This window comes from Propionimicrobium sp. PCR01-08-3 (genome assembly GCF_030286045.1).
Lineage (GTDB): Bacteria > Actinomycetota > Actinomycetes > Propionibacteriales > Propionibacteriaceae > Brooklawnia.
Map to the genome: position 1 here is coordinate 1,522,830 of NZ_CP127390.1, position 25,014 is coordinate 1,547,843.

Annotated in this window: 26 protein-coding genes; 19 read left to right on the top strand and 7 right to left on the bottom strand. The window is 64.1% G+C overall.

The features are described from left to right. The first annotated feature begins 230 nt into the window (after window positions 1-230). The 16 genes from thrS (at window position 231) to QQ658_RS07005 (ending at window position 15,412) form a co-directional block, all read left to right on the top strand. The gene (thrS, locus tag QQ658_RS06930) at window positions 231-2,252 is read left to right on the top strand and encodes a threonine--tRNA ligase (protein ID WP_502928941.1); all 2,022 of its coding nucleotides are present in this window, start codon (window positions 231-233) and stop codon (window positions 2,250-2,252) included. Further along, a complete protein-coding gene (locus QQ658_RS06935; protein WP_286026916.1) occupies window positions 2,245-2,844 on the top strand; it encodes an HIT family protein in 600 nt (199 codons plus the stop codon). The genes thrS and QQ658_RS06935 overlap by 8 nt, the downstream gene beginning before the upstream one ends. 2 nt (window positions 2,845-2,846) lie before the next feature. Further along, window positions 2,847-3,482 carry a phosphatidylinositol phosphate synthase gene (gene pgsA, locus QQ658_RS06940; RefSeq protein WP_286026917.1) on the top strand — a complete coding sequence of 212 codons (636 nt, stop codon included), beginning with the start codon at window positions 2,847-2,849 and terminating at the stop codon, window positions 3,480-3,482. After that, the gene (locus tag QQ658_RS06945) at window positions 3,479-4,345 is read left to right on the top strand and encodes an LpxL/LpxP family acyltransferase (protein ID WP_286026918.1); all 867 of its coding nucleotides are present in this window, start codon (window positions 3,479-3,481) and stop codon (window positions 4,343-4,345) included. Before pgsA ends, QQ658_RS06945 begins: the two co-directional genes overlap by 4 nt. Then, complete coding sequence (locus tag QQ658_RS06950; RefSeq protein ID WP_286026919.1) at window positions 4,342-5,493, top strand: glycosyltransferase family 4 protein; 1,152 nt, start codon at window positions 4,342-4,344, stop codon at window positions 5,491-5,493. The genes QQ658_RS06945 and QQ658_RS06950 overlap by 4 nt, the downstream gene beginning before the upstream one ends. A gap of 21 nt (window positions 5,494-5,514) precedes the next feature. After that, window positions 5,515-6,144: a cardiolipin synthase ClsA gene (gene clsA / locus QQ658_RS06955; protein ID WP_286026920.1), complete on the top strand. Its 630-nt coding sequence runs from the start codon at window positions 5,515-5,517 to the stop codon at window positions 6,142-6,144. Between the two features lie 2 nt (window positions 6,145-6,146). Then, a complete protein-coding gene (locus QQ658_RS06960; RefSeq protein ID WP_286026921.1) occupies window positions 6,147-6,950 on the top strand; it encodes a DUF881 domain-containing protein in 804 nt (267 codons plus the stop codon). A 49-nt stretch (window positions 6,951-6,999) separates the two neighbouring features. After that, on the top strand, window positions 7,000-7,332 hold the full coding sequence (locus QQ658_RS06965) for a small basic family protein (RefSeq protein WP_286026922.1): 333 nt from the start codon (window positions 7,000-7,002) through the stop codon (window positions 7,330-7,332). Further along, window positions 7,325-8,209, top strand: coding sequence for a DUF881 domain-containing protein (locus QQ658_RS06970; protein WP_286026923.1), 885 nt, complete (start codon window positions 7,325-7,327; stop codon window positions 8,207-8,209). Before QQ658_RS06965 ends, QQ658_RS06970 begins: the two co-directional genes overlap by 8 nt. A gap of 62 nt (window positions 8,210-8,271) precedes the next feature. Continuing rightward, window positions 8,272-8,658 (top strand): glycine cleavage system protein GcvH, encoded by a 387-nt coding sequence (gene gcvH / locus QQ658_RS06975; protein WP_286026924.1) that lies wholly within the window; start codon window positions 8,272-8,274, stop codon window positions 8,656-8,658. Window positions 8,659-8,802: 144 nt separating this feature from the next. Next, complete coding sequence (locus tag QQ658_RS06980) at window positions 8,803-9,300, top strand: double zinc ribbon and FHA domain-containing protein (RefSeq protein ID WP_286026925.1); 498 nt, start codon at window positions 8,803-8,805, stop codon at window positions 9,298-9,300. Next, complete coding sequence (ftsR, locus tag QQ658_RS06985) at window positions 9,300-10,013, top strand: transcriptional regulator FtsR (protein ID WP_286026926.1); 714 nt, start codon at window positions 9,300-9,302, stop codon at window positions 10,011-10,013. Before QQ658_RS06980 ends, ftsR begins: the two co-directional genes overlap by 1 nt. 31 nt (window positions 10,014-10,044) lie before the next feature. Continuing rightward, complete coding sequence (locus QQ658_RS06990; protein ID WP_286026927.1) at window positions 10,045-10,506, top strand: bifunctional nuclease family protein; 462 nt, start codon at window positions 10,045-10,047, stop codon at window positions 10,504-10,506. Between the two features lie 186 nt (window positions 10,507-10,692). Continuing rightward, entirely contained in the window at window positions 10,693-11,262 is a 570-nt protein-coding gene (locus QQ658_RS06995; protein ID WP_286026928.1) for a MerR family transcriptional regulator, read from the top strand. A gap of 9 nt (window positions 11,263-11,271) precedes the next feature. Continuing rightward, entirely contained in the window at window positions 11,272-14,091 is a 2,820-nt protein-coding gene (gcvP, locus tag QQ658_RS07000) for an aminomethyl-transferring glycine dehydrogenase (RefSeq protein ID WP_286026929.1), read from the top strand. Window positions 14,092-14,269: 178 nt separating this feature from the next. Continuing rightward, a complete protein-coding gene (locus tag QQ658_RS07005) occupies window positions 14,270-15,412 on the top strand; it encodes a YihY/virulence factor BrkB family protein (protein WP_286026930.1) in 1,143 nt (380 codons plus the stop codon). Window positions 15,413-15,623: 211 nt separating this feature from the next. Here QQ658_RS07005 and QQ658_RS07010 read toward each other — a convergent pair whose 3' ends face one another. Continuing rightward, entirely contained in the window at window positions 15,624-16,838 is a 1,215-nt protein-coding gene (locus tag QQ658_RS07010; RefSeq protein ID WP_286026931.1) for a pyrophosphate--fructose-6-phosphate 1-phosphotransferase, read from the bottom strand. 131 nt (window positions 16,839-16,969) lie between these two features. Between QQ658_RS07010 and QQ658_RS07015 the strand changes: the two genes are divergently transcribed. From QQ658_RS07015 to QQ658_RS07025, 3 genes are all read left to right on the top strand, one after another. Then, the gene (locus QQ658_RS07015) at window positions 16,970-17,440 is read left to right on the top strand and encodes a pilus assembly protein TadE (protein WP_286026932.1); all 471 of its coding nucleotides are present in this window, start codon (window positions 16,970-16,972) and stop codon (window positions 17,438-17,440) included. A gap of 178 nt (window positions 17,441-17,618) precedes the next feature. Then, entirely contained in the window at window positions 17,619-18,536 is a 918-nt protein-coding gene (locus QQ658_RS07020; RefSeq protein ID WP_286026933.1) for an isoaspartyl peptidase/L-asparaginase family protein, read from the top strand. Window positions 18,537-18,733: 197 nt separating this feature from the next. After that, window positions 18,734-19,357, top strand: a complete 624-nt coding sequence (locus QQ658_RS07025) for an L-threonylcarbamoyladenylate synthase (RefSeq protein ID WP_286026934.1) — start codon at window positions 18,734-18,736, stop codon at window positions 19,355-19,357. A gap of 85 nt (window positions 19,358-19,442) precedes the next feature. On the opposite strand, the gene QQ658_RS07030 is transcribed toward QQ658_RS07025, so the two are convergent. The 6 genes from QQ658_RS07030 to QQ658_RS07055 form a co-directional block, all read right to left on the bottom strand. Next, entirely contained in the window at window positions 19,443-20,252 is an 810-nt protein-coding gene (locus tag QQ658_RS07030; protein WP_286026935.1) for a PP2C family protein-serine/threonine phosphatase, read from the bottom strand. A 93-nt stretch (window positions 20,253-20,345) separates the two neighbouring features. After that, on the bottom strand, window positions 20,346-21,338 hold the full coding sequence (locus QQ658_RS07035; RefSeq protein ID WP_286026936.1) for a rhomboid family intramembrane serine protease: 993 nt from the start codon (window positions 21,336-21,338) through the stop codon (window positions 20,346-20,348). Window positions 21,339-21,361: 23 nt separating this feature from the next. Beyond that, window positions 21,362-22,873 (bottom strand): Hsp70 family protein, encoded by a 1,512-nt coding sequence (locus QQ658_RS07040; protein WP_286026937.1) that lies wholly within the window; start codon window positions 22,871-22,873, stop codon window positions 21,362-21,364. A 102-nt stretch (window positions 22,874-22,975) separates the two neighbouring features. After that, a complete protein-coding gene (locus tag QQ658_RS07045; RefSeq protein ID WP_286026938.1) occupies window positions 22,976-24,109 on the bottom strand; it encodes a sodium ion-translocating decarboxylase subunit beta in 1,134 nt (377 codons plus the stop codon). 1 nt (window position 24,110) lies between these two features. After that, window positions 24,111-24,605 carry a biotin/lipoyl-containing protein gene (locus tag QQ658_RS07050; protein WP_286026939.1) on the bottom strand — a complete coding sequence of 165 codons (495 nt, stop codon included), beginning with the start codon at window positions 24,603-24,605 and terminating at the stop codon, window positions 24,111-24,113. A gap of 2 nt (window positions 24,606-24,607) precedes the next feature. Continuing rightward, window positions 24,608-25,012: an OadG family protein gene (locus tag QQ658_RS07055; RefSeq protein WP_286026940.1), complete on the bottom strand. Its 405-nt coding sequence runs from the start codon at window positions 25,010-25,012 to the stop codon at window positions 24,608-24,610. Window positions 25,013-25,014: the final 2 nt, after the last annotated feature.

The window sequence follows — 25,014 nt, forward strand, 5'->3', positions numbered from 1 at the left end:
GCCGCCGCTGGGATCGGGTGGCCGCCGCCGGCCGAGACGGCACTCGCTGCGCGCAACCGATCGGCAGCGACAACGCAGGTACCGGTCGGAGGTCGTTTGCGCTTGGACGAATCATCACGGATGACCCGCAATTCCTGCTTCACGCCGATTCGGGCAGAATAGAACCCGGTGCGCGCCCCGCGCACCTTACGACAATCAGGCGGCCGGGTATGCCGCCGAAAGGAAGAGAAGTGTCGGTCAACATCATCATCACCCGTGACCAGAACCCCGAACCACAGGTGGTGACCCAGGGCACTACCGGTCTGGATCTGTTCGGCGACGATCGCAGCATCGTCGCGATGGCCATCAACGGAACCACCGTCGATCTGGCCACCGCCGTCAACGAGGGCGACGAGATCGTCCCCATTCTGATGACATCGGACGAAGGCCTGGCCATCGTCCGGCATTCCGCCGCGCACGTCACCGCCCAGGCCCTGCAAGACGTCTTTCCCGAGGCCAAGCTCGGTATCGGCCCGCCCATCACCGACGGCTTCTACTACGACTTCCAGACCGAGCCGCTCAGCCCCGATGATCTGAAGACCATCGAGAAGAAGATGCAGCAGATCATCAAGGAGCGCCAGCGCTTCGTCCGCCGCGTCGTCACCGACCAACAGGCCCTGGAAGAAGAGGCCAACGAGCCCTTCAAGATCGAACTGATCCACGACAAAGGATCGGCGACCTCCGAAGACGGATCGTCGGTCGAGGTCGGCGGTGGCGAACTCACCATGTACGACAACGTTCGACGTACCGGCGAGGTCGCCTGGAAGGACCTGTGCCGCGGCCCGCATGTGCCGCACACCGGCTACATCAATGCGGTCGCACTGACCAAGACCTCGTCCGCCTACTGGCGCGGCGACCAGGCCAACCAGCAGCTGCAGCGCGTCTATGGCACCGCCTGGGCGACGCGCGACGATTTGAAGGCCTACCAGCACCGGATGGCCGAAGCAGCCAAGCGCGACCACCGCAAACTGGGCGCCGAGCTCGACCTGTTCAGCTTCCACGAGCAGATCGGGTCGGGGCTGCCGCTGTTCCACCCCAAGGGCGGCGTGATCAAGCGGGTGATGGAGGACTACGTCCGCACCCGGCACATCGAAGAAGGCTTCCTCTATGTGGGCACCCCACACATCGCCAAAGAGGAGCTCTTCTATACCTCGGGCCACCTGCCCTATTACGGCGAGGCCATGTTCCCGCCGCTGGACGACGACGGCCAGGCCTACCGCCTCAAGGCGATGAACTGCCCGATGCACAACCTGATCTACTCATCCAGGGGACGTTCCTACCGCGAACTGCCGCTGCGGTTCTTCGAATTCGGCACCGTGTACCGCAACGAGAAATCGGGTGTCGTGCAGGGGCTGACCCGCGTCCGCTCAATCACCCAGGACGACTCGCACTCCTACTGCACTCCCGAACAAGCCCCCGACGAGGTGCGTCATCTGCTCAAGTTCATCTTGAGCCTGCTCGCCGACTTCGGGATGACCGATCTCGCCCTCGAATTGTCGACCCGCGACGAGAACGGCAAGAAGAAGGACAAGTTCATCGGTTCGGACGAGCAGTGGGACAAGGCGACCAAGGTGCTCGCCGAGATCGCCTACGAGTCCGGCCTCAACGTGGTGGACGATCCGGGCGGCGCCGCCTATTACGGTCCGAAGATCTCGATCCAGGCCAAGGACGCGATCGGACGCATCTGGCAGATGTCGACCATTCAGTACGACTTCAACCAGCCGGAGCGTTTCGGTCTGGAATATGTCGCCTCCGACGGCTCTCATCAGCAGCCGGTGATGATTCACTCGGCCAAGTTCGGCTCGATCGAACGGTTCATGGGGGTGCTCATCGAGCACTATGCGGGAGCCTTCCCGGTCTGGCTGGCGCCGGTTCAGGTGGTCGGTATCCCGGTCGCGGCAAGCTTCAACGACTACCTCGATGGCATCCTCGGCAAGCTGAAGGCCGCAGGCGTGCGCACCGAGCTGGATGCCGGCGACGACCGGATGCAGAAGAAGATCCGCAACGCCCAGAAGCAGAAGATCCCGTTCATGCTGATCGCCGGCGAAACCGACGCCGACGCGAATACCGTGTCGTTCCGGTTCCGCGATGGTTCGCAGCGCAACGGCGTGCCGATCGCAGACGCGGTGGAGTTCATCCGCCACTGGGCCGACTCGAGGCGCAACGATGATCCGACGGCCGGCCAGCCGGAGGCGGCGACGCACGGTGAGTGACGAACAACCCTGCGAGGTCATCGAGCCGGGGGAGTTGCCCGGCACCCCGGACGCGCTGCAACGGCTGTGGACCCCTTACCGGATGGTCTACATCCAGGGGGAATCCAAACCGGCCGACACCAGCGCGGGAGAGTGCCCGTTCTGCCGCGCGCCGCGGCAGGCCGACGAGGACTCACTGATCGTGCATCGCGGGAAAGCCGCATATGTGATCTGCAACCTCTACCCGTACAACCCGGGCCATCTGCTGGTCTGCACCTACCGGCACGTCTCGTCGTACATCGATCTGACACCCGAGGAGACCTGGGAGGTGGCCGAGCTCACCCAGCAGGCCATCAAGATGATCATGCACGTGTCGGGGCCGGCCGGATTCAACCTGGGTATGAACCAAGGCGAGATCGCCGGCGCCGGTATCGCCGCGCATCTGCATCAGCACATCGTGCCCAGGTGGCAGGGTGATGCGAACTTCCTGCCGGTGATCGGACGCACCAAGGCGCTGCCGCAGTTCCTCGCCGATACCCGGCAGCTGTTCGCCGACGGTTGGGCCGAACTCTTCGGTTCCGGCGAAAGTCCCACCTCCGCCGCGGAAAGGTAGTCATGCTCGAGAAGATCCGGGCCCAGTGGACGAAGGTCATTCGTCCACTGGCGCTTCGCCTGCTGAAGCTGGGCATCACTCCCGACATCGTCACCTGGACGGGCACGATCGGCGCCATCCTGGTCGCCGTCATCTGCTTCCCGCAGGGCTGGCTGTGGCAGGGGACGCTCGTCATGCTGGTGTTCATCTTCTCCGATTCGCTGGACGGCACGATGGCCCGCGAATCGGGCCGCAGCTCGAAGTGGGGGGCGTTCCTCGATTCCACCCTCGACCGGCTGGCCGATGGCGCGATCCTCGGCGGGCTGGCGCTCTACTACGCCAGCCGGCCCGACGGCCTCATCTGGTGCGGGCTGGCCATCGCCGCACTTGTCTTCGCCCTGGTCACCTCGTACTCCAAGGCGCGCGGCGAATCGGTGGGCATCGAGGTGCACGCCGGGCTGGCCGGGCGCGCCGACCGCCTGGTGCTGTCGCTGGTGGGGGCTTTCGCAACCGGAGTGGGCGTGAGCTGGGCGCTGCCGGTTGCGTTGATCTATCTGTGCGCGGCCGGAGCCTTCACCGTCGGCCAGCGGATGTGGATCGTCCGCAAGGCGATCGTCGCCGAACAGGCGACGCGCCCGGATGCGGACGAGAAGGCATGAGCCGGCGCGCAACGGCCACCTTATGGGCCTTCGAGCTGGCGGCCCGCGTCCCGCAGGCGATCTGGCTACCCCTGGCAAGGTTCGTGAGCCTGCTGCTGGCGGCTCGTCCGCCGAAGCCACTGCGGCAATGGGCGTTGAATGCCGGAGTGGTGACCGGCCGGGTCCCAGGATACCTGGACCGCGTCCGGGCCCAGGTCTCCTGGTTTCGCAATACGATCGGTTCGCTCCAGCTGGGTCACCTGACGCCGAAACAGATCCGAGCCCGGGTGCGCGCCGATCCCGGGCAGCTGGCCGGGCTGCTCGCAGCGCAGCAGAGCAACGGGGTGGTCATCGCGCTGCCGCACATGGGCTCCTGGGATCTCGCGGGCGCCTATGCCTGCGTGATCGGGCTGCCGGTCACTTCGGTCGCCGAGCGGCTGCCGGCAGGGCAGTATGAATACTTCAGCAGGCTGCGGGCCCGGCTCGGGTTCGAGATCTATCCCTACGATCAGCACGGCCTGATCGGCGTCCTGGGTGACGACGTGCTGCACGGGCGCGCGGTCTGCCTGATCGCGGACCGGGACTTCCACCGGCACGGTATCGCTGTGCAGTGGCCCATCCCCGGCGGTCACCGGGATCTCACCGTGCCGCCGGGGCCGGTGCTGATAGCCCAGCAGACCGGAGCCGATCTATACGCCGGAGTCACCTGGTTCGATGGAAAACATTTGCGGCTGAGCTTCAGCGACCCGATCGTGCGTCGTCACGGCGCCGATGGCGCTGGCCAAATGGCCCAGCAGATGGTTGACTTCTTTGCGTCCCAGATCGCGGAGCACCCCACCGATTGGCACATGATGCAACGATTTTTCCCAGGAGAGACCGCATGAAGGTCGGACTAGTCTGCCCCTACTCCTTCAACCGGCCCGGCGGGGTGCAGAACCACGTGCTGGGCTTGGCCGGCTGGCTGAAGACCAAAGGCCACCGGGTTTCCGTCCTGGCACCGGGTTTTCCGCCCAAAGGAATGCTCGCAGACTACGGACTGACGCCTACCGAATACACCACCGGCGGCAAGGCGGTGCCGTTCAAGGTCAACGAATCCGTCGCCCGGATCAACTTCGGCTTCGGCCCGGCGCATAAGGCCAAAGCGTGGCTGGACGCCGGCGATTTCGATGTGGTTCATCTGCATGAGCCGATCGCACCCAACCTGGGTCTGCTCACGCTGTGGCTCACCGATCGTCCGGTGACCGCCACCTTTCACAGCAATTCGCCGACCATCAAGACCTGGAAACGCATCAACGAGATGCTGCCCGGAGCCGTGCACAGGCTGGACGCCACCATCGCCGTCTCATCCGTGGCGGCAAAGGTGGCGCGCAACCACACCGGCGTCGTGCCCGTGGTGATCGGAAACGGCCTCGCCATCGACGACTACGAGCTGAAGCAGACGCCCGGACGCTGGCGCGGCGGCGATCATCCACGCGTCGCCTTTTTGGGCCGCTACGCCGAGCCGCGCAAGGGGTTCAACGTATTGACGGCCTCCTTGCCGCTGGTCAGAGAGTATTTCCCCGATCTCGAGGTCATCGTCATGGGGCACGGCCCCGAGATGTCGATCGAGGGCGTGCGGTTCGTCGGGGGCGTGTCCGACGCGGAACGTAACCGCTGGCTGGGGGTGAGCGATGTCTACGTTGCCCCACAGACCGGACGCGAAAGCTTCGGCATCGTGCTGATCGAGGCGCTGGCCTGCGGAGCGCCGGTGGTCGCGTCCAATCTGTCGGCATTCGTCGAGGTGCTCACCGATCGTGAAGGAGTGGTCGGTCACACCTTCAGGACCGGCAACTCCCACGCCCTGGCCAATGCCATCATCACCAGCTTGAACGAACCACGCGACCTGCGCCTGGAGCGGGGGAGAGCCCAAGCGGCAGCCTTCGACTGGTCGGTCATTGGGCCCCAGGTGGTAGCAATGTACGAGATCGCCGCCGAAAACCGGTACTTGGCCGTCGACAAACCCAAGGGTCGGATGCGCCGCGGTGCCAGGTAGCGCACCGCGTAGATTGGAGTCGTGTCAGTGAGTGGATCGGCCGAAGACAAGCAGGTTGCCACCGAGCAGGTCGCCAGCGACCGTATCTGGACCATCCCGAATGTGCTGAGCTTCCTGCGCCTGATCGGGGTGCCTTTCTTCTTCGCGCTCATCTGGACCAGCCACGATGTGGCGGCGGTGGTGCTGCTGGCGGTCGCCAGCCTCACCGATCTTCTCGATGGACGCATCGCCCGACGCTTCAATCAGATCTCGAAGCTGGGGGAGATGCTCGATCCCGCGGCCGATCGCCTCTATATCTTCGCGACCGTGCTCGGGCTGGCGGTGCGCGGCATCATTCCCTGGTGGCTGCTGGTGGTGCTGGCCGGACGAGACGTCATGATGGCCTGTCTGCTGACCGTGCTGAAGCCTCGCGGTTTCACCAGCCTGCCGGTCAATTTCATCGGCAAGGCGGCCACCTTCTGTCTGCTCTACGCGCTGCCGCTCATCTTGCTGGGAGCGGGCTCCTGGGTGATCTCGCCCGCGGCCAACGTCATCGGTTGGGCGTTCGCCATCTGGGGAGCCTTCCTGTACTGGTGGGCAGGCCTGATGTATGTCGGTCAGACCCTGCAAGTTGCCCGCACCATGCCCAAGCTCAGGTCACGAGCCGTCTGACGATGAGCGCCAAGAAGGGCACTGCGGCTCCTGCGAAGAGGCGTCCACCGGATGCCTCGATGGAGTTGCTCACCTCGATCCAGCGCGACACCATCGAGCCCGAGTACGGCGTCCATTACGGCGAGCACAGGCCGGCACGCGGACGATCGCGCTGGCTGATGCTCGCGATCTGCTTTCTTGCCGGGTTGATGTTCGCCACCTCGTCCATGGGAACCGGACGAGGCGCCGATGACGCCGCCGGGGAGCGCTCCGATCTGATCAGCCAGATCAACGCCGCTCAGCAGCGCAACGCCGAGCTTCAGGCCCAAGCCGATGAGCTCGCCAATCAGGTGCACGAATTGGAGCAGGACCGACTCGGCCAACAGGTTCGGTTCGATGACTCGGCGCAAGTCATGTCCGGCGTGATCCCGGTTTCGGGTCCGGGCATCGTGTTGATCATCACCGACAGTCCCGATGACGAGACGGGGATCATCGTCGATCAGGACATTCGCCAGGTTATCAACGGATTGTGGCTGGCCGGGGCCGAGTCGATATCGGTCAACGATCACCGGTTGAGCGCGCGCACCGCGATTCGTCAGGCAGGTTCGGCCATCACGGTCGACTACAAATCATTGACCGGCCCCTACCGGATCGAAGTGATCGGTGATCCCGACACCTTGGCCACCAACTTCGGCGCCGGGCCCGGGGGCGCCTGGCTGAATTTCCTGAAACGCAACCACGGGGTGAGTTGGACGCTTGGCACCAGCACCGAGCTCGAACTCGGCGCCGATCCCGGTCTCGATACCGATAACGCTGGTGTACGGTAACCGCCATGCTGGTTGATGTGCGCCTGACACGCCGAAGAGGGGAAGTCTCATGCTCGCCATCATCGGATTGATCGCCGGAGTCGTGCTCGCCATCGTCTGGCAACCCGATATGCCCACCTGGTTACAGCCCTATCTGCCGATCATGATCGTCGCCGCCCTGGACGCGCTGGTCGGCGCCGCACGCGCCGGCCTCGAGCACACCTTCTCCGACAAGGTCTTCGCGGTCTCCTTCATCTCGAATGTGGCGATCGCCGCCCTGATTGTGTGGATCGGCGACCTGATCGGGGTCGGCTCACAGTTGTCGACAGCGGTGCTGGTGGTGCTCGGCATCCGCATCTTCACCAACGCCGCCGTCATCCGCAGGAGCGTGCTGCATGCCTGAGCCGACCACCGAATCACCCGAACCGGTCGACCCCGGCGTGGCGGACGCGCCGGTCGATCCTGGTGTGGCGGATGCGCATAACCCCTCCGGAGCAGATGGGCCCGGCCAATCCGGTCAATCCGGCCAGCCCCGGCAACCGGGTCTCCAGGATGCGGCCGCGAAGCCGTGGCGGCAAACGTTGCTTCGCTGGCTGCGTCCCAGCCGGGCTCAGCTGGTTTGGGCGCTCGCGCTGGCCGTGGTGGTCGCAGCAATCGTCGTCCAGGTGCGGTCGACGCAAGCCAGCGACCGTTACGCCGGGATGCGCCGCGACGACCTGGTCCAGTTGCTCGATGGGCTGACTCAGGAGACCGATCAGCTCTCCGGAGAGGTGGCCGAGCTCGAGCGCACCCGCGATTCTCTGCAATCGGGTGTGGACGCCGGCGAAGTGGCCCGCGAGCAGGCCCAGAAACGCGCCGACACGCTCGCCATCCTGGCCGGTACCGTGCCTGCGTCCGGTCCCGGGGTGCGCATCACGATCTCCGCCGATGCGGGCTCGATCAGCGCGAGCCTTCTTCTGGACACCATCCATGAGCTGCGCGACGCAGGAGCCGAAGTCATCGAGATCAACGATGCCGTCCGGCTGGTCGCTCAAAGCTGGACGGGGCAGAACGAGCAGAACATCTTGATCGTCGACAACCAGCAGATCGACCTGCCGATCGTCATCGACGCCATCGGGGATGCCCATGCGCTGGCCGAAAGTGCCCGTTTCCGCGGTGGCCTGGTGAGTCAGGTCGAAAGCGACCGGGTCAACGGCTCGGTGACCATTGAAGAACTCGATACGGTCGAGATCACCAGCCTCGCGCAGGTCCACGACCCGCAATATGCCGAGCCCGCGTAGCATCGCCAGGCCTCGGGGCGCTACGGTGTGTGCGGCAGGACATTGATCTTCAGGAGGAATCCATGACCGAGCTACCCGAGGATCTGTACTTCACAGCAGATCACGAATGGGTGCGCATCGAGAACGCCCCGATTGCGCGCGTGGGCGTCACGTCGTACGCGACCGGTGAGCTGGGCGACATCGTCTATGTCTCGCTGCCCACCGTCGGTTCATCGGTGGTCGCCGGAGACAGCTGTGGAGAATTGGAATCGACAAAGTCTGTTTCCGACATCTTCGCCCCTGTGTCAGGCGTGGTCGTCAGCGTCAACGATGCGGTAGCCGACCAACCCGAGCAGATCGGCCACGATCCCTTTGACGAGGGCTGGTTGTTCGAAGTGGAGATGACCGATCCTCATGAGACCGACAACCTGCTCGAAGCCGCTGACTACGCCGAACAGATCGGCGAGTAGCCTTTGAAGCCGCGCGGCGCCGCCGCGTGTGACGGCCCCGCGAACCCAGTAAGGAGCACAGCCCGGTTACAGGCGGAAGCCGGTAAACTGTCACCCAACCATCCATCGCCTGGCGATGGCACGTAGACAAGAAAGCCTCCGATCATGATCGATTGCCCTAAATGCGGTCACTCGAACCCGGCCGGCAGCAATTTCTGCTCCAAGTGCGGTAATGCACTATCGCCGGCGCCTTCGGCGTCCGAGACAACGCGTGTGATCGTCGTGCCCGAGGAGGACGCCCGCACATTGGAGATCAGCGCTGAGGACGCAGACGCCCTCAGCACACTGCCCGCCGGTAACGCATTGCTCATCGTGACCCGCGGTCCCGATGTGGGTGCCCGCTATCTGCTCGACAAAGACATCATCACCGCCGGGCGCAGCCCCAAGTGCGACATCTTCCTGGACGACATCACCGTCTCGCGGCATCACGCCGAATTCGTGAAAAGCGATGGTCAGATCAGCCTGGTCGACAAGGGCAGCCTGAACGGGACCTACGTCAACCGCACCCTGGTCGATCAGGCCGCGGTGCTGCGCCCCGGAGACGAGGTACAGATCGGCAAGTTCCGGATGCTGTTCTTCGTGAGCGAGCACGGGCTGAGTTGATGCCCCCATCGGCCAAACGAAGCATCGGCCAAGTACTCCCTCTCCTCAAGAACGAGTTTCCCGATATCTCGATTTCGAAGATCAGATTCCTGGAGAGCGAGGGCTTGGTCTCACCGGAGCGCGCCCCCTCCGGATATCGCCGTTACGCCGATGAAGACATTGAGCGGCTGCGCTATATCCTGCGGATGCAGCGCGATCACTACCTGCCGCTGAAGGTCATCAGACAAAACCTCGATCTGATGGACCGCGGCATCGAACCGCCCACCGTGGAGACCCCGGCGAGCACCGCCGATCAGCCGTCCACGGCCCAGCCCGCTGCGGGCCGTACCCAAGCGAACGCGTCTGGGCCACAGACTCCGAAGCGTCCGATGAAGTTGACCCGCCGCGAGTTGCTGCAGGTGAGCGGTCTATCGGAAGCCACCTTGATCGAGTTGGAGCGTCAGCAGATGGTGATGCCCAGGAGGGGTTCCATCTACTACGGCAGAGAAGCGCTCACCGTGTGCGTGGTCGCCCGTAGATTGCAGGAGTACGGCATGGATACCCGCCACATGCGTGCCATCAAGCAGGCCGCAGAACGGGAAGCCGGCCTGGTCGAGCAGGCCGTGCGTCCCTATCTCGCGACCAGCTCGAAGCCGGCCCAGACGTTGCACGACGTCAGCCAGCTCGTGGTGCATGCCCATGCCGCGCTGATCTACACGCTCCTCGAAGGCTGATCCTCTTTCAGGCCGAAGCTAGGCTGGATGCGTGATCGAGCTCGACATCATGGGGGTACGCGTAGAGGTACCCTCCAACGCCCCGATGCTTCTGCTCAAAGAGTCCGGGGGCCAGCGCTACCTACCCATCTGGATCGGCGCAGCCGAAGCATCGGCAATCGTCAATGCACTGGAAGGTATCGTCCCGGAGCGGCCGATGACCCATGACCTGATGGCCGACCTGCTGTCACAGCTGGGGCACGTCAACCTCGAGGGGCGCATCACCACGGTGAACGACGGCACCTTCTATGCCGAGTTGTGGGTCGACGGCCACGTGATCAGCGCACGCCCTTCCGATGTCGCGGCGCTGGCGCTTCGTTCCGGCTTCAAGCTCACCTGTCCGTCCGAGCTGCTGGATCAAGTAGGGGTTGAGCTTTCCGAGCCCGCCGAGGACGAAGTCGAGAAGTTCCGCGAGTTTCTCGATCACATCAGCCCCGACGACTTCGAGAACTGAATCAGCTTGTCACATACGTTTTGATCGCTTTCGGTCGATGGTCGGCCGACAGGACACGCCGAAAACCGTTCAAGCCGAGGTGATTGCTCGCAGCCACCGGTGGGCCTACCGTTTGAAGGGCAACGCGGTACAACTACCGCAGCCAGACCGGCAACGGTCGGTCTCAGGCCCGTGAGGAGAAGAGTCGTGAGCAGTGCCCAGGAGAACGTGATCGCCTCCACCGGCCAAGACGCGCTCTTCGAAGGCGACTTCGGTCCGCTGCCCGACGACCTGGCATTCCGTGGGCCGGTCGCGTGCAACGTTGCCGGCATCACTTACCGCCAGCTCGATTACTGGGCACGTACCGGCCTGGTCACCCCCGAGATCCGAGGTGCCGGCGGGTCGGGCACCCAGCGGCTTTATTCGTTCCGCGACATCCTGATGCTCAAGGTCGTCAAACGGCTTTTGGACGCGGGAATCTCGCTGCAACAGATCCGTACCGCCATCGATCATCTGCGGATGCGCGGTGTACAGGATCTGTCTCAGGTCACGTTGATGAGCGACGGCATCTCGGTTTACGAATGCACCACCGACAACGAGGTCATCGACCTGCTCCGCGGCGGCCAGGGTATGTTCGCCATCGCATTGGGTGGTGTCTGGCGCGACATCGAGGGCACCCTGCTCGCCTTGCCCGGCGAACGTACCGCGGCCGACGACAATCTCATCGCGATGGACGACGAGCTGGCCCGGCGGCGCTCGCAGCGGATGGCCAACTAGTCTGTCGGTGTGTCTTCGTTTGCGCACCGCCATATCGGCCCCGATCCCGCCCAGCAATCCCGGATGCTCGACTATCTGGGCGTCCACGATCTTGATGAGCTTTCTCGCCGGATAATGCCCGCCGATATCGCCTCGGCCGACCGGCTCGAGCTGCCCGAGGCTTTGGATGAGGCCGAGGCGCTGCGAAAGCTCCGGTCGCTTTCTGAACGCAACAATCCGGGCCGCGCCATGATCGGGCTCGGCTATTACGGCACCATCACCCCGGCGGTGATCAGGCGCAACATCTTGGAGAATCCGTCCTGGTACACCGCCTACACGCCGTATCAGCCCGAGATCAGCCAGGGACGTCTGGAGATGCTGCTGAATTTCCAGACCATGGTCGCCGACCTGACCGCGCTGCCACTGGCCGGGGCGAGTCTTTTGGACGAGGCCACGGCTTTGGCCGAGGGAGTCGCGATGGCGCGCCGCTCGGTGCGCACCGGCGAGATCGTGGTGGTCGATCCCGGTATTCTGCCCAGCTCGCTGGCCGTGTTGCGCACCCGGATGACCGCGCTCGGCATCGAGGTGATGCTTGCGGGCGACGATCTGGCGACCGATGAACATCTCGCCGACGCATTCTGTGTCGTCGTCCAAACCCCGGCCGCCGACGGAGCACTGCAGTCCACCGCCGAGCTGGCCCGAATAGCCGAGGCCGCGCACGGTGCCGGTGCTCAGGTGGTGGCGGCAGCCGACCTGTTGGCGCTCACCTTGGTGACCCCGCCGGGGGAGTGGGGCGCCGACATCGCAGTGGGCAGCACTCAACGATTCGGGGTCCCGCTGTTCTATGGCGGCCCGCATGCCGGCTATATCGCGGCCCGGGCCGGGGCCGAGCGCAAGTTGCCGGGCCGGCTGGTCGGGGTTTCCGCGGACGCCGATGGCGCACCGGCGTTGCGGCTGGCGCTGCAGACCAGGGAACAACATATTCGTCGCGAGAAGGCGACTTCGAACATCTGCACCTCGCAGGTGTTGCTGGCGGTCACCGCGGCCGGCTATGCGATCTATCACGGGCCGGAGGGTTTGCGCGAGATCGCGTCCACGATCCACGACAACGCCACGCGGCTCGCGGCGGTCATCGATGCCACGGGACGGGCCGAGGTGGTCCATCGCGCCTTCTTCGACACCTTGCTGGTGAAGACTCCGCAGGCCAGCCATGTCGTAGAACATGCCCGAGCCGTCGGCTTGCATCTTCGGCTGGTCGACGACACTCATGTCGGCATTTCGGTGGGGGAGGACGCCACCGAGCAGGATCTCCGCATGGTCGCCATGGCGTTCGGGGCGTCCGAACCCGGGGAGCGGCGCCTCGGATCGCTCGGTGCCGATGCCCGCACCAGCGACTTCCTGACTCATCCGGTCTTCACCAGTCATCATTCCGAGACCAGCATGATGCGCTATCTGAAGGCCCTGGCCGATCGGGATTTCGCGCTCGACCGGGGCATGATCCCGCTGGGCAGCTGCACCATGAAGCTGAATGCGGCTGCCGAGTTGGAGCCGATCAGCTACCCGGGGTTCGCCGACCTGCATCCGCTGGTGCCCGCCGAGGACGCTCAGGGCATTCGCGAACTGATCGCCGATCTCGAAGACCGGCTCGCTGAGATCAGCGGCTACGACAAGGTTTCGTTACAACCCAATTCGGGGGCTCAGGGCGAGTTCTCCGGGCTGTTGGCGATCCGCCGCTACTACCAGGCCCAGGGCGATCATCAGCGCACTGTCTGCCTGATTCCTTCGTCCGCGCACGGCACGAATGCCGCCTCGGCCACCATGGCCGGGCTGAAGGTCGTGGTGGTCAAGGCGGCCAAAGATGGTTCCATCGATCTGGACGACCTGCGCGCCAAGGTGGAGGCCCATGCCGACCGGCTCGCCGCCATCATGATCACCTATCCGTCCACTCACGGCGTGTTCGAAGACACCATCCGGGCGGCCAGCGAATTGGTGCATGCGGCAGGCGGCCAGGTCTATGTCGACGGCGCGAATATGAATGCGCTGGTCGGCCTCGCGCGTCCGGGCAAATTCGGCGCCGACGTCAGCCACCTGAATCTGCACAAGACCTTCGCGATTCCCCACGGTGGCGGAGGCCCCGGCGTGGGTCCGGTCGCGGTGCGGTCACATCTGGCCGGCTATCTTCCGGACGCCGAGTTTCCGGTCAGCGGTGCGCCCTTCGGCTCGGCCGGCGTGCTGCCGATCAGCTACGCCTATATCGCGATGATGGGCGCCGAAGGTCTGACCCGGGCCAGCCAGGTGGCGCTACTCAACGCGAACTTCATCGCGAAACGGCTGAGTGAGGCCTTTCCCGTCTTGTACGCGGGAAAGGACGGGTTCGTCGCCCACGAATGCATCATCGACCCGCGCGCCATCTGCAAGAAGGCGGGCCTGACCATCGATGACATCGCGAAACGTCTCATCGACTACGGGTTCCATGCGCCGACCATGAGCTTCCCGGTGCCCGGCACGCTGATGATCGAGCCCACAGAGAGCGAAAATCTGGGCGAACTCGACCGGTTCTGCGACGCGATGATCAGCATTCGCGCCGAGATTGATCGGCTGATCGCCGGTGAGTGGCCGGCCGACGACAATCCGCTGGTGAACGCGCCCCACACCCTGGCACGCTGCATGGCCGATGAGTGGACGCATCCGTACTCACGGGAACTGGCCTGCTATCCCGCCGGACGCGTCAGCGGCCCGCTGGGCGGGGCCGACTCGGAAAAGTACTGGCCTGCCGTCGCTCGTATCGACAACGCCTATGGCGACCGGCATCTGGTCTGCACCTGCCCGCCGATCTCCGAATACGAATGATCCCTTAGCGCTCATTCGACCTGAGCCGAACGATCTGGTTGCCGTGTAGCGAGCCCGTCTTTTGTTTTCCGGCGAGCGGCGGCAGCCGGTCGGGAGGCGATCCACCAAGCGACGGGAAGCGATCCAATTAGCGCGTCCATCACCTGGGGGTACGGGGATTGCTGCAAGGATAGGGTTCATGTCGTGGGTTCGTAGGCTCGCCGAGAAGTTGCAGGCCAGCCCTGCCGGCGCGCACCTGCTGCGCGGCTACTTCCGCTACATGAACCGGCTCGGCAATCAGTTGTCTGCCGCCATGGCCTTCTTCTCCATCCTGGCCATCGTGCCTGTGCTGATGTTCGCGTTCGCCGCCGTCGGGTTCACCCTGACCGTGCTGCGTCCTGATCTGCTGGGCCAGGTGCAGATCTTCCTCGTCGACAATCTGTCGGCGGGCATCGTGCAGAACCAGGTGCTGATCTTGCTCAGCGAGTACCTGCTGAACTGGCGCAGGGTCGGTCTGCTCGCCACCGGCGTCGCCTTGGTGGTGGGCATCAGCTGGGTCGCCAATCTGAAGGGCGTCATCCGTGGCATGGGACGCCCCAGCTTCGACATGGCACGCCGCCGCACTCCATGGCAGGAACCTTTGATCAACCTGGGATTGTTGCTGGTCATCCTGATCTTGTTCGCCGCGACCTTTTGCGCAACGGTGATCGGCACTCAGCTGGCCGGCACCATCGTGGACTGGTTGCACGTCAGTGATATCGCCAACTGGATCTCGAGCGGGCTGGTGCGCGTGGTGTCGTTGACGTTCTCGCTGCTGGGCGCAGCCCTGCTGTTCTGGTTGATGTACCGCTTCTTCCCCGATGAACGGCCCCCCAAGAGGGCGCTTTGGCGCGGTTCACTGGGGGCGGGGTTGTGTTTTGTCGTCTTGCAGGCGGCTGCCGGGCTGGTCACCACCTTGCTGAGTTTCGGACGCGCGACTCAGCTCTTCGGCCCGGTGATCGTGGCGATGCTCTTCATCAATTTCTTCGCCAACATCATCTTGTTCTGGTGTGCCTGGATCGCCACCTCGAACCAGCCGGCGGTGGCCCGCCGGCACAGTCCCGGCGACGAGATCCTGCGCGAGCAGCCGAGCACGCTGACGGTGGACGACCACTGGGATTTCGCGGACGCCGAGGTCTCCCAGCGCCTGCAGACAGACCGTTCCGCGCCTCATCGTGGCGTCCACATGCCGCATCTCGACGCACGCCCGCGGCCCCTGCGCGCGCTGGCCGGACGAGGCGTGCACATCAAACGTGGTGCAAGCCCGGCGCGGCTACGCAGATCCAAGAGATCGCACGGCTGATCCCCGGCCCATCGATTTTGGCCCATGGCGCGGCGCTTCATACGGATCACGCCGATCACGCGTCGCGCGCTCGACAGGCTTCCCGCTTGCCCCGTGCGATTCGGCTTGTGATCGTGCCCCGCCCGACTATCAAGCGCGAAGGTGCCGAACCCGAAGGCACAGAAAGGTGGGCGCGCCCGCAAATGGCCGCGCTCACCCCTTCTGCTGTCTGCTACTTCACCGCCTCGGGAGCCGGCATGCCGATCTGCTCGCACAGCTCGACGAACCAGCGCTGGGTGATGTCGAAGGGCTTGTGGCCTGCGATCCTGGCGAAGTCGATCACCGAGAGCAGGTCGCCGTTCTCCTCGTCCATGCCCACCACGCCGGAGCGCCCTTGCAGTGCTGCGTCGACGGCCATCACGCAGGTGCGCAGGATCAGTTGGAGGTCTTCCTTGTTGGAGGGAGCCGAACGGCTGAAGTAACCGGACTTCTGCACCATCGTCTTCTGCGCGCCGATCCGCTTGCTGAACTGTTCGCCGAACCAGGCACCCGGGTTGATCTTGTCGATCTGCACGTGACCGAAGGCGTCTTTGGGAACCTCCTGGCCCTCGCGTTCCATCTGTTCGACGATCTCGGAGACCCCGGCACCTTCCGACAAGAAGATGTTGACGTTGCCGACCTCGTCCATGATCTTCGACAGGCGCTCGGCTTCCTCGTCCAGATCGACGGCGACCTCGGGAAGGTAGCAGGCGTGCACGGCCCACGCCTGTTTCGACAAACCGATCTCCGGAAGCCACTCCTGCTCGTCCAGCCAAGCCTGGTATCGCTTGGTCGTTTCGGCAGCCAGATAGCCACAGTTGCGGCCCATGATCTCGTGAATGATCAGTTCGCGCGGCGCAGCGTTGTGCTCGGCGACCACATTCTTGGCGTAATCGGCGGCTTCGTCGGCGGCCGTCCACGCCCCCAGCGACTGGCGGATCGGCACGATGTCGTTGTCGATGGTCTTGGGCAGACCGACCACGGTCAGACCGAAATCGTTGTCAGCGAGATATCCGGCCAGATCGGCCGCGGTGGTGTTGGTGTCGTCGCCACCGATCGTGTGAAGCACGTCGACGCCGTCGGCCACCAGTTGTTTGGCAGCGATCGCGAGCGGGTCATCGCCTTCGGAAACCAGCCCGCGTTTGACCAGATCGGCCGCGTTGGTGAGTTTCACGCGTGAATTGCCGATGGGGGAGCCGCCGAACTTGTAGAGGCGGTCGGCATGCTCGCGCACCTCGGGAGTGACGACGATCGAATCGCCGGTCAGCAGACCCTCATAGCCATGCCGGTAGGCGATGATCTCCACCTCCGGGGCAAGTTCGGTATAACGCTTGATGAGGCCCGCGACCGCCGATGAGAGACAGGGAGCAAAACCACCAGCAGTGAGCAATCCAACCTTGTTGACCATAGTGAGAGAACCTTTCGTCTTGGCCACGCGAACACCACTAGCCTATCGGCGGCAGCCATTGTCAGCGAACGCCATCCATGACAAACTGAGCCTGCATCCAACGACGGAGCAATCTCACCCCAGGAGCCGACATGAACGCACCCGACGACGGTGATTTCAAGCGGGTCCGTCGATGGACGAAAAGGCCGCCAGGCACGGGCGGTGCGACCGGGCAGCGGGGATTCAGCGTTTCGGTGCTGATCTGTTTGTTGATCCCCACCCTGTTGATCTGTATCGGATTAGCCGTCGACGGGGCAGCAAAGGCGGCCGCCGACAGACGTGCCGAGGCATTGGCGGCGCAGGCGGCCCGTGTCGGCCTGGACGCCGCTGCGCCTGCCTTGGTCTCCGGTTCGACGATCGATGATGCCGGGCAACAGGCCGTCGCGGCAGCGGCTCAGCTGATCGCTGCCGATTCCGAAATCAGCGGAGCCGCCACGGTGTCACCGGACGGCACTTTGCAGGTGGTCACCTCGACCAGCGTCCCAACCACCTTCTTGTCGTTGGCCGGCGTGGACGAACTGCCGGGCCACGGGTCAGCGACCGTCGAGCTGCGAATGCGCTGAACGGTCACGCAGACCTTCGAGTTCACGCAGCCGCTTGATCGAAGAATCGATACGCCCTGCCGCCTCATGGACGATCGTTAGCTGAAACACATGTGCCATCCTGGTTCAGAGGCATTGCCGCCGACGAACGCAACGGCTTCGCCCGGTGGCCCAGAATCAATTCGGAGGGAAGATCCTCGTGACTGACATCGTCTCGTTGACGATCGGTTCGGCATCCGGTCCGCTGCTCATCGTCCACGGTGGCGCGGGACACCGCTCGAAGGCTCTCGCCACATTCGGCAACGATTTCGAGCACGCCGCCTTGCGTGCGGCGCTCGAAGCCGGATACTCCGTGCTCTCATCGGGGGGATCCGCCGAGGAATCCGTCATCGCGGCAGTGTGCGAGCTCGAGAACGCTCCCTGCTTCAATGCCGGTCGCGGTGCGGCACTGACATCTACCGGAACTGTCGAAATGGACGCCTGCGTGATGACCGGTGACAGCAAGGCAGGAGCGGTCACGGGCGTCCAGAACGTGAAGAACCCGGTTCTCGCAGCTCAGGCGGTGAAGGACCGGACGCCCCACGTACTCCTCGGCTCACCTAGCTCGGAGCAGCTGGAGCAGTGGGGGATCGCGACGGCAGATCCGTCCTACTTCACGGTCGCCGAACGCGTTCAGGAGCTCGCCAACGCTCAGGCCGGCGCGGCGCCCGAAGCCCAACACGGCACGGTCGGCGCGGTGGCACGCGATCGATCCGGCCACCTTGCCGCCGCCACCTCGACCGGCGGAATCGTGAACCAGCTGCCCGGACGCATCGGCGACACACCGCTCGTCGGGGCGGGCAACTACGCGAACGATCAGACGGTGGCGATCTCATGCACCGGCACCGGCGAATCGTTCGTGCTGGAAGTCGCAGCTCATAGCGTTCATTCGCTCGTGTCGCTGACAGACGCATCGGTGCCCGTCGCCGTGGACTCGGTACTGGATCGAGTCTGTGGCCGAGGCGGCATGGGTGGGGCCATCGCCATCCCGAAGACCGGGCCCGGCTACGTGGCCTACAACAGCGGCGAGATGTACTACGGGACCGCCACCGAGGAGGGTCTGAACACTCATGTCTGATCGCGTCCAACGTCGTCCGCTGGCCCCACGCCACCGCATGAACTCATTCACCGACAATCAAGCAACGGACAAGACTCTCGGCGAAGGGCTGTAGGGCATGGGCTGCAGGCTCTATCGGCAACAGATCGACTGACCGATCCGCTGGTGAGGCGCTTCATTCGGCTTGCCTGCAAGGTCGTGTGTCCTACACTGGGCGAATGGCTCGGTACTTCGATGTGCATCCTGTCAATCCCCAACCACGCGTCCTCCACCAGGTGACCCGTATTTTGCAGGATTCTGGGGTGATCGCGTACGCGACCGATTCGGGTTTCGCGCTCGGGTCGCTGCTCGGCAACCATTCGGGTGCCGAACGCATCCGCGAGATCCGCCACCTCGACCAACGCCACGACATGACGGTCGTGGTCAGCGAGTTCGCACAGCTCGGCCGCTACGTTCAGATGGACAACCGGGTCTTTCGTGCGGTGAAGGCCGCCACCCCCGGACCCTTCACCTTCATTCTGCCGGCCACCCGCGAAGTGCCACGCACCATGCAGCATCCCAAGAAGAAGACCATCGGGGTGCGAGTACCGAGCCATACGGCCGTGCTTGCGCTGCTGGATCGGCTGGGCGAACCGCTGGTGTCGTCCACCTTGATTCTGCCCGGCGAGACGGAGCCGATGACCGATGGCTGGCAGGTCAACGAAGAGATCGGGCATCTGATCGATGCGGTCTATGACTCGGGAGACGCCGGTGTCACCCCGACCACGGTTGTCGACCTGACCGGCGATGAGCCCGAGATCAGGCGCCAAGGCGGGGGAGACCCGGAGCTTTTCGTCGCTTAGGGCGTGACGAAGAATGGGCGTGCCACGCAACGGTTATTCTGCCGACGGCGCGCCAATGACCTTGTCCCGATATTTCGCCCGGGCTTCAGCCGGCCTGGGAGCGACGCACAGGTCGGGTTGTTTCCGCGACGGCACCCACGAACCAGCCCTCAGAAGCCACGTCGGTCTCGACGACGTCGCCCACCACGACGGTGATGTTATCGAGGCTGTGCGGCCAGCACAGATCAACCAAAACGTCGGCCGCCTTCGACGGGTCGTATTTCTCGGCCAGCTGCTCAGCGATGACCTCGGCCGGTAGGTAGCCGGTCAGCCCGTCGGTGGCTATCAGCCACCGATCGCCTGCGCGCAGGTCGACAGGCGTCACCCGCGCGTATTCGGGGTCGCGCAGCGCTCCGGACAGCGAATGCATCAACATGTTACGCATCGGATGGGTAGAGACCTCTGCGGGATCGAGCATGCCTTCGTCCATCAGCATCTGTACCCAGGACTGGTCGACCGTCATCTGCTCGAAGACGCCGTCACGCAACCGGAACGCGCGCGAGTCACCCACGTGCACCAGATATCCGACGTCGCCGGCCATGACCAGCCCGGTCATCGTGGTTGCCATGCCCCGCACGCTGGGATAGTCGCGTCCGGTTTGCGCCAGCATGGCGTTTGCCCGGACGACCTGTTCCTGTACCGAATTCGCATCGGGTTCGGTCATCTCGCCCAGACCGGCCACCATGGATTTCACCGCGAGCCCGGACGCCAAATGCCCCGCCGGCGCCCCGCCGACGCCGTCGGCAACCAGCATCAGCCGGCCGCTCGCATAGCCCGAATCTTGATTCTCGCTGCGCCTGGGACCGATATCGGAGCGCGCACCAGGCAACAATCGATAGGCCGCCGGTGAATGCACCTTTTGACGATATCCGCTACGAGGTGGTCCAACGCAAATCCTAAGGTTGAGACTCGAGACTTTTCCGGACGCCCGGCCTCGAGCGTCCAAACCTCACACGGTCGCGTATTTCGCCACGTTCACACCGATCAGCAGAACCGTGACGCCGGCCAGTCCGAGCCAGACGAAACGACCGCCGTCTCGGCGAGGCCTGCGAATATCCCTGATGATGACGGCCGTCGCGGCTGCCCCGGCAATGAAGCCACCGATATGGGCCGCCCAGCCGATGCCCGGCACCAGCACCGCGATCACCAGGTTGAGCGCCAGCAGTGCGAGCATCGGCGTCAGCGACTGTTTCATCGCCCATGCGAATACCAGATACGCCCCGAACAGCCCGAAAACGGCGCCGGACGCACCCAGGGCGGCTGTATTCCAGTTGGATCCCTGGCCGGCGCCATCAGGCGGGGAGGCGAGCACGACGAACAAGGTGCTGCCGCCCAGCGCGGAGATCAGGTAGACGGCCAGGAATCTCCCCGTCTTCAGCATCGGTTCGAGGTAGCGGCCCATCAGCCACAGCGTCAGCATATTGAAGCCGATGTGGGTCAGCGAGCGAGGAGCATGCACGAAAGCCGAGGTGATGAACCGCCAGGGCTCGACGGCAGCGACCGAGGGAACCAGCATCATCGCGCTGGTGATCATCGGCACGATGTTCTGCAGAACCCACAACACGACGCAGACCACGATCAATGTGGTGGTGACCGGGGTCCGGCCGCGACCTCCCGGGAAGTAGCTCGCCGGGGTGCCGCCGGCTGCCGGACGATTGAACCACCGGTCCGCCGACTGCTTACGCTCACGACCCGCAGACGCCTGAGCTCCACTCGGCGAATGCCCGGCCCCGTTCGTCCAATAGCCTGCGTTGCCCGCCCCTGTCGACCAATTGCCGCCGGACCAGTTGCTGCCGCCGGAATCACCAACGGGAGGCAGGACCGGACCAGATGCGGTGGGGGGAGGAGTCGGCTGATCGGGTGCATCCGCGTCGGGCTGCTCGAACTCCGGGGGAATGAAGTCGGGCCATTCGTGATCGGAGTCGTCCTGTTTGCCTGCCATCAAGCCAGTTTAGGACGCTCCGACTAGCCGGCCCCCAATTGATGGGTCTGCTGATAGCCGGTGTCTTTGTCGGTGATCGTCACCGAGACGATGCCATGCTGGTCGAGCCGATACAGTTCCTCGATCAGGTGGCCTTCACCGGTGCGGCGTATCTCCACCTCGCCTGCGCCCGGCAACGACTTCTGCAGACGCGAGTCGAAGGGGAAGACCACATCGCCGTACGGAACGATGTCTCCTTCGGGTTGCCCGGCCGCCGAGAGTCCCGCATATTCCACGAAGCGATACCAGCCGAGGTTGTGCGCGGCCCGATAGGTTCGCTGCACCAGCACATCGGAGCCTGCCATCATGGCCTGGTTGCGGTCGAAGATCGAATCGAACTGCAACCGCAGGCCGCCTTCTGCTTCCCGGAAGACCCCGAAACCTCGTGAAAGGCGGTCGGACAAGGTGTATCCCGATTCCGGGTCCGAGGCGATGGCCAGTCCGATCGCGGTGGAGGCGGCAGGGTAGGGGGAGCGATAGACCCGGCGTCCGAAGCTTTCTTTCAGCATTCTCGGCACCAGCGGCAGTGAACTCGCCCCGCCCACCAGGTAGAGCCCGGCGAGCGTCGACAGGTCGGGGGTACCGGCGTCCAGCCCCTCCACCAGCGGATCCATCGCCTGAATCGACTGCTCGACCAAAGACGTGCACGCCTGGTAGTAGTCGGGCACCGGCACGATCACGGTTTGATCGCGAACGTCGAGGACGATCCGACGCGATTGCGGCGCCAGTTGCTCCTTGCCGAGCTGGGCATCGCCCAGCAGCCGGAAATAGTCGTCCACGCCGAGTTCGTCGGGGGTGACGCCCGCCCGCTCGCAGGCCAGGTCGGCCAGCACGATGTCGAAATCGTCGCCGCCGAGCCGGTTGATTCCGACCGATCCGAGAACAGCGTGACTGCGATCATGGATGGCCACCAAGGAGGCGTCGAAGGTGCCGCCGCCCAGATCGTAGACGACCAGCCTGCTGCGCCGCGCACTGGGAGTGCTGGCCAGCCGGTGGGTGTATTCGAATCCGGCCGCCGAGGGCTCGTTCAGCATGGCGGTCACCGGAAATCCTGCCTGCCGGAAGGCCTCCAAAGTAAGAAATCGTTGGGCGCTGTTGGCATGTGCGGGTACCGCTATCACCACGCTGCTGATCGGATCGGCGTCCAGCAGCCGTGCGATGGTGGACGACGTCTCCAGTTCGGTCCGCAGCTGACTGAGGAAGCCGCCCAGTGCGTCCACGAGCTTGATCTGGTGACCGGCGATGGTGACCTCGGTGGCCGCACTCACACTGGTCGAAGCGAGCTCTCGCTTGATCGAGCGAAGCACGGGTTTTCCTGCGGCCTGCAAGACGCCGGCGGTAAAACCGAAGCATGGCCCGTCGTCCCACCCGATCAACGAGGGCCAGAACTCATGGGCATCTCCCTCGTGATCGGTGAAAGCGACCACCGGATAGTTGCCGCGATCGGCATACGCAACCACGGTGCGGGTAGTACCAAAATCGATGCCCAACTGCATATCGGAAAGCCTAACGTCTGGGCAGATGCCGGCGGGTGGGGCCACGCCCCTCAGGACGCGACCCCACCCGCTCGGTAGATGTGCTTTGCCGGTTGTCGGCCGCTAGACGGCGCCTGCCATCAGGGCCAGCACCACACCACCGGCCATCGCCGAGGCAACCTGGCCGGCAGCATTCGCACCCATGGCGTGCATGAGGACGAAGTTGTTGTCGTCTTCGCGGCTGACTTCCCTCTGCACCACGCGAGCAGCCATCGGGAACGCGGAGATGCCTGCGGCACCGATCAGCGGGTTGAAACCCTTGCGGCTGAACAGGTTCATGATCTTGCCGAACACCACACCGGTCGCGGTGTCGAGGACGAAGGCCAGCAGGCCGAGCACCAGGATGAACAGCGTCTGCGGCTTGATGAAGTTGTCGCCAACCATCGTCGAACCGATCGCGAGCCCCAAGAACAAGGTCACGATATTGTTCAACTCATTCTGTGCAGCACCCGACAGGCGCTCCACGACCTTCGACTCGCGCATCAGATTGCCGAGCATCAACGTGCCGATCAGCGGCAGTGCAAAAGGCACCAACAGGCCGACGATGATGGTCACCACGATCGGGAAGATGATGCGGGTGCGCTGGCTGATCTCCCTGGAGGAGTACTCCATGCGAATGGAGCGTTCCTTCTTGGTGGTGAGCAAACGCATCACCGGCGGCATGATGATCGGCACCAGCGACATATAGCTATATGCCGCCACCGTGATCGGGCCCAGCAGGTGCGGCGCCAATTCGGCGGACACGTAGATCGAGGTCGGGCCGTCGATGGCACCGATGATGCCGATGGAGGCAGCCTCGTTGCGGTCGAAGCCGAGCAGCAACGCCAGGATCAAGGTCAGGAAGATACCGAATTGCCCGGCAGCACCCAGCAGCACCATCTTCGGGTTCTCCAGCAGCGGGCCGAAGTCTGTCATCGCACCGATGCCGATGAAGATCAGCAGCGGAAACAGCTCGTTCTGGACGCCTACGTTGTAGAGCACCTGCAGCATGCCCGGCTCGTCGGCTGTGCCCACCATCATCGAGATGGGCATGTTCGCCAAGATACAGCCGGCACCGATCGGCAGCAGAAGCAAGGGTTCGTATTCCTTGGCGATGGCCAACCAGATCAGCAGAGCGCCGACCACGATCATCACCACACCTTGCCAATGCAGGTTCTCGAACCCGGTCAGCAGATTTTGGATAGTGGATGCGTCCATCTCAGCCCTCTGCGAACCGCAGCAGCACCTGGCCGTACTTCACCTGGGCGCCCTGCTCCACATCGACCGACCCGACTACGCCATCTTGGCTGGCGTGCAGCTCGTTCTTCATCTTCATCGCCTCCAGCACCATGACCACGTCACCCTTGCTGACGGCATCACCCGGGGCCACCTTGATCTGATCGATCACGCCGGGCATCGGCGCACTCATCGAGTGGGCGAGGGCAGCTCCGCCGGCAACGGCCGGAGACGGAGTCCTGGGCTTCGCCGAACGCATCTCCGCGGGCACCTTGGGCGCCCTCGGAATGCCGGTCGCTGCGGCAGCAACCCTGGCCTCGATCTGGGGAGTGATGGCGGCCTGAGCCGCATCCTCTTGCGAATCGAGAGTCACATCGACGCTCTGACCATCAATGGTGACGGCGAATTCAGTGGCCGACAGATCCTCGACTTCGATCTCGTATTGATTGTTATTGACTGTGAGTTCGTAGCGACGCACTGTCATCTCCTCCGGGTGTTACTCATCTGGGTACTGCGCCCTTGGGCCACCCAGCGGCTCGCCCATAGACGCGAGCCGGGAGCATAGACGCGGTTCTTAAGGGCGCCCTGCTTGCGGCGCACGTCCGCATGCGTGGCTACGGCAACCGAAACGGCGGCGATCTGCTCGGGAGTCAGGCCGCTGTCGTCAGCGATCGTCATCCAGGCCTTGTTGTCCACCGGCTGTGCAGTATCGGTCTCTAATCCGGTTTCCACCTCAGGGGTGGCCGGTGCTTCTTCGATTTCCGGGGCCGGCTGCTTGTCCAAGCGGCCGAGAAGCATCAGTACAACCATCAGCACGATGAGCATGATGACCACGGTCCCCATGCCCAACAGCATCATCCAAAAGCCCCATCCAATGTCTGCCATCG

Excerpts from the sequence above, each read along its gene's own strand:
- pgsA (WP_286026917.1), top strand. The coding sequence starts at position 2,847 with ATGCTCGAGAAGATCCGGGCCCAGTGGACGAAGGTCATTCGTCCACTG.
- QQ658_RS06945 (WP_286026918.1), top strand. The coding sequence starts at position 3,479 with ATGAGCCGGCGCGCAACGGCCACCTTATGGGCCTTCGAGCTGGCGGCC.
- QQ658_RS06950 (WP_286026919.1), top strand. The coding sequence starts at position 4,342 with ATGAAGGTCGGACTAGTCTGCCCCTACTCCTTCAACCGGCCCGGCGGG.
- QQ658_RS06960 (WP_286026921.1), top strand. The coding sequence starts at position 6,147 with ATGAGCGCCAAGAAGGGCACTGCGGCTCCTGCGAAGAGGCGTCCACCG.
- QQ658_RS06965 (WP_286026922.1), top strand. The coding sequence starts at position 7,000 with ATGCTCGCCATCATCGGATTGATCGCCGGAGTCGTGCTCGCCATCGTC.
- QQ658_RS06970 (WP_286026923.1), top strand. The coding sequence starts at position 7,325 with ATGCCTGAGCCGACCACCGAATCACCCGAACCGGTCGACCCCGGCGTG.
- gcvH (WP_286026924.1), top strand. The coding sequence starts at position 8,272 with ATGACCGAGCTACCCGAGGATCTGTACTTCACAGCAGATCACGAATGG.
- QQ658_RS06980 (WP_286026925.1), top strand. The coding sequence starts at position 8,803 with ATGATCGATTGCCCTAAATGCGGTCACTCGAACCCGGCCGGCAGCAAT.
- ftsR (WP_286026926.1), top strand. The coding sequence starts at position 9,300 with ATGCCCCCATCGGCCAAACGAAGCATCGGCCAAGTACTCCCTCTCCTC.
- QQ658_RS07005 (WP_286026930.1), top strand. The coding sequence starts at position 14,270 with ATGTCGTGGGTTCGTAGGCTCGCCGAGAAGTTGCAGGCCAGCCCTGCC.
- QQ658_RS07010 (WP_286026931.1), bottom strand. The coding sequence starts at position 16,838 with ATGGTCAACAAGGTTGGATTGCTCACTGCTGGTGGTTTTGCTCCCTGT.
- QQ658_RS07015 (WP_286026932.1), top strand. The coding sequence starts at position 16,970 with ATGAACGCACCCGACGACGGTGATTTCAAGCGGGTCCGTCGATGGACG.
- QQ658_RS07025 (WP_286026934.1), top strand. The coding sequence starts at position 18,734 with ATGGCTCGGTACTTCGATGTGCATCCTGTCAATCCCCAACCACGCGTC.
- QQ658_RS07035 (WP_286026936.1), bottom strand. The coding sequence starts at position 21,338 with ATGGCAGGCAAACAGGACGACTCCGATCACGAATGGCCCGACTTCATT.
- QQ658_RS07040 (WP_286026937.1), bottom strand. The coding sequence starts at position 22,873 with ATGCAGTTGGGCATCGATTTTGGTACTACCCGCACCGTGGTTGCGTAT.
- QQ658_RS07045 (WP_286026938.1), bottom strand. The coding sequence starts at position 24,109 with ATGGACGCATCCACTATCCAAAATCTGCTGACCGGGTTCGAGAACCTG.
- QQ658_RS07055 (WP_286026940.1), bottom strand. The coding sequence starts at position 25,012 with ATGGCAGACATTGGATGGGGCTTTTGGATGATGCTGTTGGGCATGGGG.